Origin of the sequence: Mesorhizobium vachelliae (assembly GCF_033977325.1) — a bacterium.
GTDB lineage: Bacteria > Pseudomonadota > Alphaproteobacteria > Rhizobiales > Rhizobiaceae > Mesorhizobium > Mesorhizobium vachelliae.
The window spans coordinates 48,311-60,402 of the sequence record NZ_JAVIIR010000014.1 but is presented as its reverse complement, the minus strand read 5'-3'; the positions used below and the strand labels follow the sequence as shown (position 1 = coordinate 60,402).

Sequence of the window (12,092 nt, the reverse complement as noted above, 5' to 3'; positions counted from 1 at the left end):
GCCGGCGCGATATGGTTCGCCGCGAACCGCGATTTGCGCTGTCCGTTGTGTGCTGTAGCCTCTGATTTGCGCATGACCGTTCCGAGACCGATTCCCGGTCTCTGGGTTAGGCGCCGAAGCAATTCCAGGAAAAGTGTGAAACGGTTTTCCGTTCGGAATTGCGTCAACAAAAAAGAGAGCGGTTCTGCATTCCATGAGATGATGAACCGCTCTAGGATTCCGCCATGACAACGCTTTCCGCCGAACGCGAAATCGAACATCTGATGACGCTGCATCCGAAAGGCTTCGACCTTTCGCTGGACCGCGTCACGCGGCTTCTCGAACGCCTCGGCAATCCGCAGGACCGGCTGCCGCCGGTCATCCACATCGCCGGCACCAACGGCAAGGGCTCCTGCGCCGCCTTTTCGCGCGCGCTGCTGGAAGCGGCCGGCCACCTCGTCCACGTCCACACCTCGCCGCATCTGGTGAACTGGCACGAGCGCTACCGGCTGGCGGCCGAAGGCGGCGGCAAGCTCGTCGACGACGACGTTTTCGCCGAGGCGATCTCGCGCGTCGCCGAGGCCAATCAAGGCCAGACGATCACCGTCTTCGAGATCCTCACCGCGGTCACCTTCGTCCTGTTTTCGGAGCATCCGGCGGAGGCGGCGATCATCGAGGTCGGCCTTGGCGGCCGCTTCGACGCCACCAATGTCATCAAGCGGCCCGCCGTTTCGGTGATCATGCCGATCTCGTTGGACCACGAAGCCTATCTCGGCGACCGCGTCGAGCTGATCGCCGCCGAAAAGGCGGGCATCATGAAACGCGGCTGCCCGGTGGTGATCGGCGCCCAGGAAAGCGACACCGCGCTGCAGGTGCTGATCGAGACGGCCGAGCGGCTGGATTGCCCGACCGTGGTCTATGGCCAGGATTTCCTCGCCTTCGAGGAGAACGGCCGCATGGTCTATCAGGACGAGGACGGGCTGATGGACCTGCCCTCGCCGCGCCTGCCGGGGCGCCATCAATACGCCAACGCCGCGGCGGCGATCGCCGCCGTCAAGGCGGCCGGCTTCGAGATCGGCCATCGCGCGGCCGAACGGGCGATGACCCATGTCGCCTGGCCCGCACGCATGCAGAAGCTGACACAGGGCAAGCTCGTCGACCTTGCGCCGAAGGGCGCCGAGATCTGGCTGGACGGCGGCCACAACCCCGGCGCCGGCATCGTCATTGCCGAGGCCCTGGCCGAGCAGGAGGAGAAGAATCCAAGACCGCTGGTCCTGATCTCCGGCATGATCAACACCAAGGACCAGACCGGCTATTTCAGCGCCTTCAAGGGGCTCGCCCGCCATGTCTACACCGTGCCGGTAAGCAGCAGCGATGCCGGCGTTCCCAACGACGAGCTGGCATTGCGCGCCGAAGAGGCCGGCTTGTCGGCCGAGCCGGTCAGCTCCGTCGCCAGCGCGCTGATGCTGTTGCGCGACTCTTGGGACGGCCCGGCGCCGCGCATCCTGATCGGCGGCTCGCTCTATTTCGCCGGCGCCGTGCTGGCCGAGAACGGCACGCCGCCAACCTGATGTGAAGTCAAGATAGCGCTGCGGATTCGGCGGGGGCCGAAAGGAACCGGCCTTGATCAAGGTGAAGCAGCTCGCCCATGTCTGCATTTTCGCGCATGACCTGGAAGCGACGCGCCGCTTCTACAGCGACGTGCTCGGCATGGACACAAGGTTCAATTTCCTGCGCGACGGCAGGATCTTCGGCTTCTATCTCGACTGCGGCGGCCGCAGCCATGTCGAGGTGTTCGAGAAGAGCGAGACCAGCTACACCGAGGCGAACCAGATCAACCATTTCTGCCTGGAGGTGGAAGACATCGACGCGGCGATCGACCATATCCGGTCGAAAGGCGTGGAGGTCACGCCAAAGAAGCTTGCTTGCGACGACACCTCCCAGGCTTGGATCCGCGACCCCAACGGCGTGAAGATAGAGCTGTTCGAATATACCGGGAAAAGCGCGCAATTTACCGGCGGCGATCGCGTCGCCGACTGGTAACTGGACAACTGGAACTACTCGGCGCTGCGAATCTTGATCGGCGGTCCGCTCTATTCCACCGGCGCGGTGCCGATCGAGAACGGCACGCCGCCAACCCAAAGCTACGATCTATTTAGTCTCGACGCGTATCGCAAATGGCCCTTTTTCGGGCTCTGCCTCGATCGGTTCGAGGGGCAGCTCAGGTCCCGTATGAATTTGGTGGCCTTCGCTGGTGATTTTCTCCAAGTCGATGTTGGTGCCAGTCCTTGCTACCAGCCGCGCATAGAAAGTGGATGCGGGTTCACTTTTCGGTTTGTTCATTTGACACTCCCTTTTCAAGGAGCTGATCGCCGGCTGTCTCTGCCATGAATTGATGGACAGCCGACTCCCTTACTTCAGCTCGATCTCGATGAAGGCGTATTCGCCGTCATTGGCGTTGATGACATCGTGCTCGACCCCCTCGCGGCGAAAATAGGGCGCGCCCTGCTTCATCTCGGCGAAGGATTCGCCGTCCTTGGTCACCAGCTTCACCTTGCCGTCCATCAGCGGCACGACGACATAGTCGTGGCCGTGCCGGTGCCAGCCGGTGTTCGCGCCCGGCGCGAAGCGATACTCGGTGACGATCACGCGCTCATTGTCGACGTGGACTGTGGCCTTGGCTGTCCCGGTCATGGAGGCTCTCCCTTTTTCTGAAGCAGAGAGTATGACGCCCCTGCGTGCGAGGGCCAGAGCGCGTCGAGCGATGACGCCAAAGAAAAAGCCCGGCGCGATTGGCCGGGCTCGTTCGTTGGATTTTTGGATCGGCTCAGGCGATGGCGCCGTTGATCCAGTGCGACAGCGCGGTCTTAGGCGCGGCGCCGACCTTCATGTCGGCGACTTCGCCGCCCTTGAAGATCATCAGCGTCGGGATCGAGCGCACGCCAAACTGCGCGGCAAGCTCCGGATTCTCGTCAATGTTGAGCTTGGCGATCTTCACCTTGGAGCCAAGCTCCTTGGCGATCTCTTCCAGCGACGGGCCGATCATCTTGCACGGACCGCACCACTCCGCCCAGAAATCCACCACGACCGGCTCCTTGGCGTTGAGCACATCGGCCTGGAAATTGCCATTGTCGACCTTGACGGTGGCCATGCTGAAATCCTTTCGAAAACTCGGGTTGCACCAAATGTGGTGGTTGTGGCGGCGATGTTCAAGCAGTTCTTGTGTCACGCTCCCGTGAGTCGGGCAAGGGCGTCGTCCATCGCCTTGGTCGGCAGCTCGATCAGGCGCGGCGCCTCGGTGAAGAGCAGCGCCGCCGTCACCCCACGCCCCGGATAGAGCGGCTGAAGCAGCGCCCGATAGAGCGCAAGCTGGAGCAGATAGGCAGGCGGCACTTCGGCCAGGTTTTTGGGGGCAGGCCGATTGGTCTTGTAGTCGACGATCGACACTTTTTCCGGGCTGACCGCCAGCCGGTCGATCTTGCCGGAGATCGAGCGCAGCTTGCCCTTCACCTCCAGGCTTCCCATGATCGCGACTTCCGCGCGTGACGACGGCGAGAACAGCGCACCGAAGCGATTGTCGGACAGGATCGACAGCACCGCCTCCAGCGCCTTGTCGCGCTCGCCGTCCGGCCAGCCCGCGCCGGCGCGCGCCAGATAGCGCTCAGCCGCGCCGCGCCTTTCCTCTTCCGCAATGCCTGGCAGCATCTGCAGCAATTTGTGCAGGGCCAGACCGCGCACCACCGCAAAGCCGGGCTCGGCCTCGGCGTCGAGCACCGGCGAGCGTGTGTCGGGGATGGCGTCCTTCGCTTCCTCGATCAGCGCCGAGGCGCCGGACGGCGAAAGCGGCCGCGGCAGCTCCTCATAGGGCGGCAGCGGCCGGAACAGGGTGTCAGGCAGCGGCGGCGTGTGCTCGAACGGCCCTGCCTCATCGACGCTGGTCAGCGCCACCGGCGGCAATTGGGTCATGTGGAAGCGATGCACGGCCACCTCGGCCGTTGCCGGATGCCGCCGTTCGGAACTCTCGGGCGCGCCCAGCAAGGCCCGGCTGACGATCGAGTGCCAGGTGCCGGGGCTCGGCTGACGCTTGCCGTGATAGCCGCAGACGATCAGCCGGTCCTCGGCGCGCGTCATGCCGACATAGAGCAGGCGCCGGTATTCGTCGTCCGCCAGCTCGCGCGCCCGCACCGATGCCGCCTTCGAGACGCCATTGGCGACATCGCTGGCCGAGCGCCACAGATAGCCCTTGCCCTTCCATTGCCCACCCGAGCTCTCGAACGGCATCAGCCGCGGCAGATGCTGGTCGCTGAACGGCGCCGAGCCGCCATCGACCAGGAAAACCACCGGCGCCTCCAGGCCTTTCGCCGCGTGCACGGTCATGACCCGCACCTCGTCGCGCGTCTGGTCCATCTCGCGCTTGATCTCGGGGCCGGCGTTTTCCAGCGTCGACAGGAAGGATTCCAGCCCCGGCAGGCCGGTCCGTTCCTCGGCCAGGCAAAAGCTCAGGAACTCATCGAGGATGTCGCCGGCTTCGGGTCCGAGCCGCGCCGTCATCTTGCGGCGCAGCCCGTCGCGCGCCAGCGCCGCGGCATAGAATTCGAACACCGGCTTGAATGCCACTTCGGTTGCCCAGCCATCGAGCCGGCTAACGACAGCGGTGAGGGCCACATCCTCGGCCGCATGCTGCCGCAGCGAGGCAATCAGCGACTGGCCCTTCGGCCTTGAGCCAGACAGCGCCAGCAACGTTTCCTCGGGAACCTCGAAGATCGGACTGCGCAGCACGGCGGCCAGGGAAAGGTCGTCCTCCGGCTGGATCAAGAAGTGCCCAAGCGCGATCAGGTCCTGCACGGCGATATGGCCGGGCAGGCTCAGCCTGTCGGCGCCGGCGACCGGAATCTGCCGGTTCTTCAAGCTGCGCGACAGCGCATGGACGAAACGGTCGCGCTTGCGCACCAGGACAAGGATGTCGCCTGCGGTCAGTCTCCTGCCCTTGCCTTCGATGACCTCGCCGTGCTTGAGCCAGGTCTGGATGGTGGCGGCCACATGCTCGGCCACCCGCACCGCGGGCGCGCTGGCATGGTTGACCGGCAAGGTCCAGTCGTCCGGCTCCTCGACCATTTCGGCGCCGATCGAGGGCCACACCTCGGCATAGCCCGGCGCGTCGTTGCGGATCGCCTTATGGCTGAGCGGATCGGGATCGTGGCTGATGCCGCGCCGCACACTCGGCTCCTCAAAGACGCGGTCGACGGCGGCCAGCACATCGTCGCTCGAACGGAACGACCAGGTGAGCTTCAGATTGGCGAAGGCGGCTTCCGCGTCGCGCACGCGGCCGGCAAACAAAAGCCGGCTTTCGGCAAAGGAATCCGGTGCCGCGCCCTGGAAGGAATAGATCGACTGCTTTTCGTCGCCCACGGCAAAGATCGTGCGCGTGACCGCTTCGCGCTGACCAAGCCCGGCAAAGAATTCTTCCGTCAGCTTCTTCACCACTTCCCACTGGTCCGGGCTGGTGTCCTGCGCCTCGTCGAGCAGGATGTGGTCGATGCCCTGGTCGAGCTTGAACTGCACCCATGGCCCGGCATCCGGCCGTGACAAGAGGCTCACGGTGCGGGTGATGAGGTCGTTGAAGTCGAGGAAGCCTCGTCCGCGCTTCAACTGCTCGTAGCGCGCGATCAGCCAGCCGGCGACGGTGAGCGCCGCCGCTGTCCCTTCCAGCATACGGAACAGCGCCAGCCTGTCGGTCACGTCGAGGATCGCCTTGGCCGCGGCCAGATAGCGTTCTGGCAGATCCGGCAGCCGGTCGACCAGCGCCTTCTTGAAGATCTTGGGCGGCTCATAAGGGTCGCCGTCGGCCTTGAGGAAGGCCTTTGCCAACAGCCGCAGCCGCCGGATCGGGTCGGCCTCGGCGAATGCGCCCCGCGCATAGGGAATGACGTTGTTCAGCACCTGCCGCGCGTCGGCGGCTTCGGCGGCCTGCGCGAATTCGGCGAACTGACCCGGGGCGAAGCCAGGCAGCGGCCAGAGCGAAGCGGCGATGCCCTCAGCCGTCTGTCCGGGCCTGAAGCCGAATTCGGCGAACAGCGGTCCGAAGTCCCGATCCCTGCCGAGCTTGGCGATGAAATGGCGCAATTCGTCGCGCTTGCCGACGATTTCCGCGAGCAGCGTATCGAGCCCGAACTCGCCGCCGCGTTCCAGCACGGTGGCAAAGGCCTCCGCCAGGCCTTCGACGCCGGCGCCCGCGCCCGAGATCATGTCGCGGCGGGCATCGCCGAACAGCGAGGCCTCCATCTGCGGATCGAGCATCTCGAAATGCGCCGGGATGTTGGCTTCGAGCGGGAACTGGTGCAGCACGGATTCGCAGAAGGCGTGGATGGTCTGGATCTTCAGTCCGCCCGGCGTCTCCAGTGCTTCGGCGAACAATCGGCGCGCGCGCTGCATCATGCCGCGGTCGGCGCCGCGGCTGTCCAGCGCCGCGATCCGCGCGCCAAGCTCCGCATCGGGCAGCGCCGTCCATTCCGACAAGGTGGAGAACACACGGTTCGACATGTTGGCGGCGGCGGCGCGCGTATAGGTGAGGCACAGGATCTTCGACGGGTCGGTGCCGTTGAGCAGGAGCCGGATGACGCGTTGCGCCAGCACATGCGTCTTGCCCGAGCCGGCATTGGCCGACACCCAGGCGGAATAGGCCGGATCCGAGGCGCGCGCTTGGCTGGCGGCGGTATCGGAGGGGATCGGATATTTCATCCTTCCACCTCGTCCTCGCTGGCGCCGCCCGCCGACCATTCGAGCACGCGCGCCAGATGGTCGTAGTCGCCGTCGGCTTCTCCCTCGCGGAACGGCAGCGCGCGCGACAGATAGCCGGTCGCAGGATCGGCATAATGGAACAGCAGCCGCTCCAGCCGCGCCCAGGCTTCCTCGGAAAGGTCGTTGGCGGTGCGGGGCTTGCGGTTGTATTCGAGGATCGATTCCTCGAACACCTCGCCATTCGGCTTCAACCGCACGAAGGCAAGCTGCGAAGGCTCGCGAATGCCGAGCTCCCTGAAAGCGCCGCGCCGGAGCAAGGCGCCTTCCAGCGCAAGCTGCGGCGACAGCAGCGTGTGCGCCTGCGCTTTCGAGGGCGAGGAGCCGGTCTTGTAGTCGAGTATGTCGGCCATGCCGCCGGCAAGCAGGTCGACGCGGTCGGCATAGCCGGACAGCGTCACGCCGGTGCGGCCGACCACCGTCTTTTCGGCGCGTTCCTCGGCATAGCGCCTCGCGACGGAATCGGCGCGGGTATGTTCCCATTCGATGATGTTTTCGGCGAGCTTTTCGAAACGCGGCCACCAGACAGCTTCGATATCCGGCGGAAGCTTTGCCTCGGCAAAGCAAATCCGCCCGGCTTCGATGAGGCTTGCCAGCGCATTCGGCGCCCTCGGATCCTCCACCCGCCGCGAGAACAGATGCAGGATCTCGTGGAACAGCGTGCCGCGCTCGGCGGCGCCCGGATCGCGGATCAGCGGCTCGAGCGGCGAAAGCCCAAGAATGCGCCGGGCGTAGACCGCGTAGGGGTCGCGGCGCAGCGTCTCGATCTCGGTGACCGAGAAATGCTGCGGGCGCATGCTGAGCGGCGGCTTGGGCTGCGGGCGGGCGGCGAAATCCTTCTTCTCACCGGCGTCGAGCGCGCGCGCCCAGCCAAGCAGCGCGTCGCCGCGACTGCGCAGTGCTGCAGCCGGCTCCTTGCCGATGAAGGTCAGCATGCGCTGCAGCCAGCGCGACGGCACCGCCGGCGCGTCGCCGGAGCGAGCCGAACGCGTCAGCACGACCTCTTTCGTACCCATCGCCATCTGGAAATCATGCGCGGCGAGGCCGATGCGCCGTTCCGGCGGCTCGAGGTCGATGCCGGTCTTCATCAGCCGCGACATGAAGCGATCGCTCTCGGGCTTGCGCGGCCAGACCCCTTCATTGAGCCCGCCGATGACCAGCGTGTCGACATTCTGCAATCGGGCTTCCAACGCGCCCCAAATGGCGATGTTGCGGTCGGTGCCTTGCGCTGGCTTCACCGTCTCCGGCGCGATCAGCGCCTCCATCACGTCGGGCCATTCCGAAGCGGCGAAGGTGAAGGGCGAGGACGCAGCCACCAGTCCGCGTAGCAGCTCGGCCAGTTTTTCGCCGGCGTCGCCGGCATAGAGCTCGCCCAGGCTGCCGTCGGCCGCGCGGCCCAGATCCTCCAGCGCGACGACGCTCGCGCGCGTCAGCGTCGCGATGTCGGCGTCTTTCTCGTCGCGCATTGCGGTGAGTGGCAGGAGCGCATCCATAAGGCGGCTAAGCACCGCTTGCGCCTGCTCGATGCCGCGCACGGTCAGGCGCGAAAACCAGAAAGGCTGCCTTGTGTCGCCGCCCAGTTCCGCCAGCCGCGTGTCGAAAAGCGCGCCGAGCGATGCGACGTCCGGCCGGCCCGTGCCGCCGCGCAGAGCCACCAGCTCGACCAGTTCGGCCGCCTTGCGCACGGCTTGGCGCTCAAGGCCGAGCCCAAGTAGCGGGTGCTTGAGCAAGGACAACAGACCGACCGGATCGCCGGGCCGGAATGCGGCGCCGAGCGCCAGCCTGAGCAGGCTGGCGGCCGGGGTGTTGATGAGCGGCGCGCCGCCGGAATCGTCGGCGACGACGCCAAAACGCAGAAGCTCGGCCGAAACCCGCCGCGCCAGCGCGCGGTCGCCGGTGACGAGCGCCGCGCGCTTGCCCGGAGCCTCCACGGCGCGCTTCAGCGCAATGGCGATTGCCGCCGCCTCGTCGCGTTCGTTCGCCGCCTCGACCAGCGTCACGCCGGCAAGCGCCTGTTCGAGGTCATATGCCGTGAAGCGCGGCCGTGTCTCGGTCCAGTATTCGGTGGTTTCGGCCGGCCGCAATGCCTCGCCGACAAGCGCTGCACGCAATGCGAGCGGCGGTGGCGGGGCGACGACGTCTTCGACATCGCGGCGCGGAATTCCGATGCCGCCGATCAGCTTCGCGAGGCCGTATTGCGGGTGGCCGAGCGTTGCCGGACGCGCGCCGGGCGCCGTGATCGCCGCGAAGGATGCGTCGTCCAGCTCGCGGTCGAGCCCGGGCAGCACGACGGCGCCGTTGGGTAGGCCGGCGATCACGGCAAGCAGTTCGGCGGTGGCGGGGATAGAGCCGGTCGAACCGGCGGCGATCACCGGTCCGGCCGGCGGGTTGCGCTTCAGCCGCGCCGCTTCCAGCCGGATCAGCGCGCTGCGATGCGCGGCCGGGTTGGAGCGGCTGCGCTCCTTGAGCAATGCCGGCCAGTTGTCGGTGACGATGCCGAGGAAGTCGAGTGTCACCTGCCACCAGCCGGCGAGGTTGCCGGTGACCAGCGTTGCGAGCTTCGCCCAATCCGTGCCTTCAGTCTCGATCTCGTCCATCAGTCGGGCGAGGTCGCGCGCCAGCCAGATGGCGTCGGCGGCCGAGGTCGGCACGACGAATTCCTCGTTGAACCGGGCCCTGACATGGTCCGGCAGGCTTTCCTTCCAGGCGCGCACCAGCGGCGCCAGTAACAGCAGCCGCTCCTGCGCCGCAATCGGCGGCGCGAGGTCTATCGCCGGCGCCGCTTCGGCGTCGAAGGCGGCCTCGTCCTCGTCGAACTCGCCGAGAGGCCGCACCGTCGGCAGGATGGCCGAGCGTTTGCCCCCTCCCAACTCGGAAAGAATGTCGACGAAGGCGCCGCGCAAGGCGCGTGCGGCGCGGCGCGTCGGCACATAGATGGTGGCGTCGGCCAGCGCCAGCGGATCGCCGTCGAAGCGGAAGCCGGGGATCAGGCGCCCGTCGAGCAACGCTCCGGCCAGCGTCGGCAGGAACGGCGCTCCGGGCGGGATGGAAAGGACGCGGCGCGCGCCGCTCATACCGCTTTCGCTAAGGCGGCGGCGACGGCCGCCTCGGCGGCAGGTATTGCGTCCGGCGTGCCGACGGTGATCCAGCGTCCATGCATCTTCATGCCGAACAGGCGCCCGGCGGCGATCGCCTTGTCGAAATAGACATTGAGCGAGTGCGAGCCGGTGGGCGCGTCCTTGAAGATGCGCGGATGGATGATCGCAGCGCCCGCATAGATCAGGCCCGTCGGATCGCCTTTCGAGCGCCGCAGCGCGCCGTCGGACGCAACCAGGAAATCGGTGCCGACGCAGTGCCCGGTCGCTGAGTCGAGATCGGTAAGCATCAGGAGAATATCCATTCTCGTGCTGTCCCATGCAAGGGCAAGGCGCTCGAGGCTGGGCTGACCGCTGTCGATCCAGAAGGTGTCGGAATTGATGATGTAGAAGGGCTCGGCGCCCAGAAGCGGCAGCGCCTTGACGATGCCGCCCGCTGATTCCAGCAGCGCCTCGCGCTCGTCGGAGATGACGATCTTCGGTGCTTTGCGTCCGGCGACATGGGCGACGATCTGCTCGGGCAGATAGTGGACATTGACGATCGCCCTGTCGACGCCGGCGGCTTCCAGGCTGTCCAGCCCCCAGTCGAGCAAGGTCTTGCCGGCGATCTTCACCAGCGGCTTGGGCATCGTGTCGGTGATCGGCCGCATGCGCTTGCCGAGCCCGGCCGCCAGCACCATCGCGGTCTTCGGCCTCATGGTTGGGGGCTTCATGGAACCCGTTCCTCGAGCAGGCCGTGGGCCATGTAGAATTCTTTCAGGCTGGCCAGCGCCGGATGCGCCAGCGCCCGCCTCAGATAGTCGCGGATGCGCGGCAGGTGTTTCAGATAGTAGGGCTTGCCGTCGCGCTTTTCGAGCCGCACGAAGATGCCGAGGATCTTCGAATTGCGCTGCGCCGCCATGATCGCATAGGCCTCGGCGAAACCGGCCTCGTCGAAAGCGCCGGCGGCGCGCCTGGCCGCAATATAGGCGGCGACCGTCCGCCGCTCGATCTTCGGCGAGACGGTGACACGCGCATCCATGGCCAAGGAGGCGACGTCATAAGCAGCCGGGCCAATCAGCGCGTCCTGGACGTCGACGATGCCGAGCCGGTCCAGGCCGGCGCGCTCGCCGCGCCAGATGATGTTGGGCGAATGAAAGTCGCGCAGCATCAGCGTGTACTCGCTGGCCGCGAGGCGATCGAGAAAGGCGTTCCACACCTGGTGATAGCCGGTCCGCAATGCATCGCTCGCCGGTCCGCCGGTGATCCACGGCACATACCAGTCGACCAGGAGATCTGCCTCGATCAGCATGGCTTCCCGATCGAAAGGCGGCACGTCGTGGAACACGCCAGGCGCCGCTTCCATCCGCTCGGGCCAGGCCTTGCCGTGCATCATGGCCAGCAGTTCCGCCGCCGCCTCGTAGCGTTCCGCAATCGGCTGGCCGGCGTGGCCGAGAAAACCTTCCGAGCCGAGATGCTCGATGAGCAGAAATCCCTGGTCGAGGTCCTGGGCATGGATGACCGGCACGCTGACGCCGGCGGCGAGCAGGGCCCGGTCGATGGCGACGAAGGCGGTGACGGATTGCGCGGTATGGGCGATCACCGCATAGGGCTTGCCGTCGCGCACCGGCGGGCCGAGCACGAGGCGCGGCGAATTCATCAGCACGCGCGGCGCCTGATTGGCCAGCGCGACGATCTCGTAGGAGCGGGCGGAGGCGTCGCCGACGAAATGGCGGCGGCTGGCGTCGCCCCATCCGGCGGTGGCCAGGAAATCGCGCATCGCCAGCGATCGCGCCACGCGCTCGTAGACCGGTCCCTGTCCCGACAACCGCGCCACGCGGCCTTCGCCATGCTCGGCAAGCTCGACCCACAGCGTGTTTTCCGGCAAGCGGTCTGCGGCCCGTTCCGGCCATTCGATGAGCGCCGCGCCTTGGCTGAGCGCGTCGTCCAGGCCGAGCTCGTCGAGCTCGTCCGGCGAGGAGAGGCGGTAAAGATCGAAATGATGCACCGGAACGCGCGTCTCGTAGCTCTGCACCAGCGTGAAGGTCGGGCTCGGCACTTCGAGATTGGCGTCATCGGCGAGCGCCCGGATCAGCGAGCGGGCGAGCGTCGACTTGCCGGCGCCGAGATCGCCTTTGAGCGCGATCGCGTCGCCGGCGCGCAGCGCCATGGCGAGGTCCTCGCCAAGCCTTGCCGTTGCCGCCTCGTCGGCGAGAAAACGCTCCAGCACCGTTCCTGCCATAG

Annotated in this window: 9 protein-coding genes; 2 read left to right on the top strand and 7 right to left on the bottom strand. The window is 66.5% G+C overall.

From position 1 onward, the window contains the following. The first annotated feature begins 224 nt into the window (after window positions 1–224). On the top strand, window positions 225–1,550 hold the full coding sequence (locus RFM41_RS25680) for a bifunctional folylpolyglutamate synthase/dihydrofolate synthase (protein WP_320252212.1): 1,326 nt from the start codon (window positions 225–227) through the stop codon (window positions 1,548–1,550). 61 nt (window positions 1,551–1,611) lie between these two features. Further along, on the top strand, window positions 1,612–2,022 hold the full coding sequence (locus RFM41_RS25675) for a VOC family protein (RefSeq protein ID WP_320252305.1): 411 nt from the start codon (window positions 1,612–1,614) through the stop codon (window positions 2,020–2,022). A gap of 108 nt (window positions 2,023–2,130) precedes the next feature. Here RFM41_RS25675 and RFM41_RS25670 read toward each other — a convergent pair whose 3' ends face one another. The 7 genes from RFM41_RS25670 to tsaE all read right to left on the bottom strand — a co-directional run bounded on the left by RFM41_RS25670 (window position 2,131) and on the right by tsaE (window position 12,090). Beyond that, complete coding sequence (locus RFM41_RS25670) at window positions 2,131–2,322, bottom strand: hypothetical protein (RefSeq protein WP_320252214.1); 192 nt, start codon at window positions 2,320–2,322, stop codon at window positions 2,131–2,133. Window positions 2,323–2,391: 69 nt separating this feature from the next. Further along, entirely contained in the window at window positions 2,392–2,673 is a 282-nt protein-coding gene (locus RFM41_RS25665) for a cupin domain-containing protein (protein ID WP_027166948.1), read from the bottom strand. A gap of 133 nt (window positions 2,674–2,806) precedes the next feature. Next, window positions 2,807–3,130: a thioredoxin gene (trxA, locus tag RFM41_RS25660; RefSeq protein WP_112129004.1), complete on the bottom strand. Its 324-nt coding sequence runs from the start codon at window positions 3,128–3,130 to the stop codon at window positions 2,807–2,809. 74 nt (window positions 3,131–3,204) lie between these two features. Continuing rightward, on the bottom strand, window positions 3,205–6,717 hold the full coding sequence (gene addA / locus RFM41_RS25655) for a double-strand break repair helicase AddA (protein WP_320252216.1): 3,513 nt from the start codon (window positions 6,715–6,717) through the stop codon (window positions 3,205–3,207). Next, complete coding sequence (gene addB, locus RFM41_RS25650) at window positions 6,714–9,848, bottom strand: double-strand break repair protein AddB (RefSeq protein ID WP_320252218.1); 3,135 nt, start codon at window positions 9,846–9,848, stop codon at window positions 6,714–6,716. Before addB ends, addA begins: the two co-directional genes overlap by 4 nt. Then, window positions 9,845–10,582, bottom strand: a complete 738-nt coding sequence (locus RFM41_RS25645) for a nucleotidyltransferase family protein (RefSeq protein ID WP_320252220.1) — start codon at window positions 10,580–10,582, stop codon at window positions 9,845–9,847. Before RFM41_RS25645 ends, addB begins: the two co-directional genes overlap by 4 nt. After that, the gene (gene tsaE, locus RFM41_RS25640) at window positions 10,579–12,090 is read right to left on the bottom strand and encodes a tRNA (adenosine(37)-N6)-threonylcarbamoyltransferase complex ATPase subunit type 1 TsaE (protein ID WP_320252222.1); all 1,512 of its coding nucleotides are present in this window, start codon (window positions 12,088–12,090) and stop codon (window positions 10,579–10,581) included. Before tsaE ends, RFM41_RS25645 begins: the two co-directional genes overlap by 4 nt. Window positions 12,091–12,092: the final 2 nt, after the last annotated feature.

Coding starts and splice junctions, on each gene's coding strand:
- RFM41_RS25665 (WP_027166948.1), bottom strand. CDS start 2,673: ATGACCGGGACAGCCAAGGCCACAGTCCACGTCGACAATGAGCGCGTG.
- trxA (WP_112129004.1), bottom strand. CDS start 3,130: ATGGCCACCGTCAAGGTCGACAATGGCAATTTCCAGGCCGATGTGCTC.
- addB (WP_320252218.1), bottom strand. CDS start 9,848: ATGAGCGGCGCGCGCCGCGTCCTTTCCATCCCGCCCGGAGCGCCGTTC.
- RFM41_RS25670 (WP_320252214.1), bottom strand. CDS start 2,322: ATGAACAAACCGAAAAGTGAACCCGCATCCACTTTCTATGCGCGGCTG.
- addA (WP_320252216.1), bottom strand. CDS start 6,717: ATGAAATATCCGATCCCCTCCGATACCGCCGCCAGCCAAGCGCGCGCC.
- RFM41_RS25645 (WP_320252220.1), bottom strand. CDS start 10,582: ATGAAGCCCCCAACCATGAGGCCGAAGACCGCGATGGTGCTGGCGGCC.
- tsaE (WP_320252222.1), bottom strand. CDS start 12,090: ATGGCAGGAACGGTGCTGGAGCGTTTTCTCGCCGACGAGGCGGCAACG.
- RFM41_RS25680 (WP_320252212.1), top strand. CDS start 225: ATGACAACGCTTTCCGCCGAACGCGAAATCGAACATCTGATGACGCTG.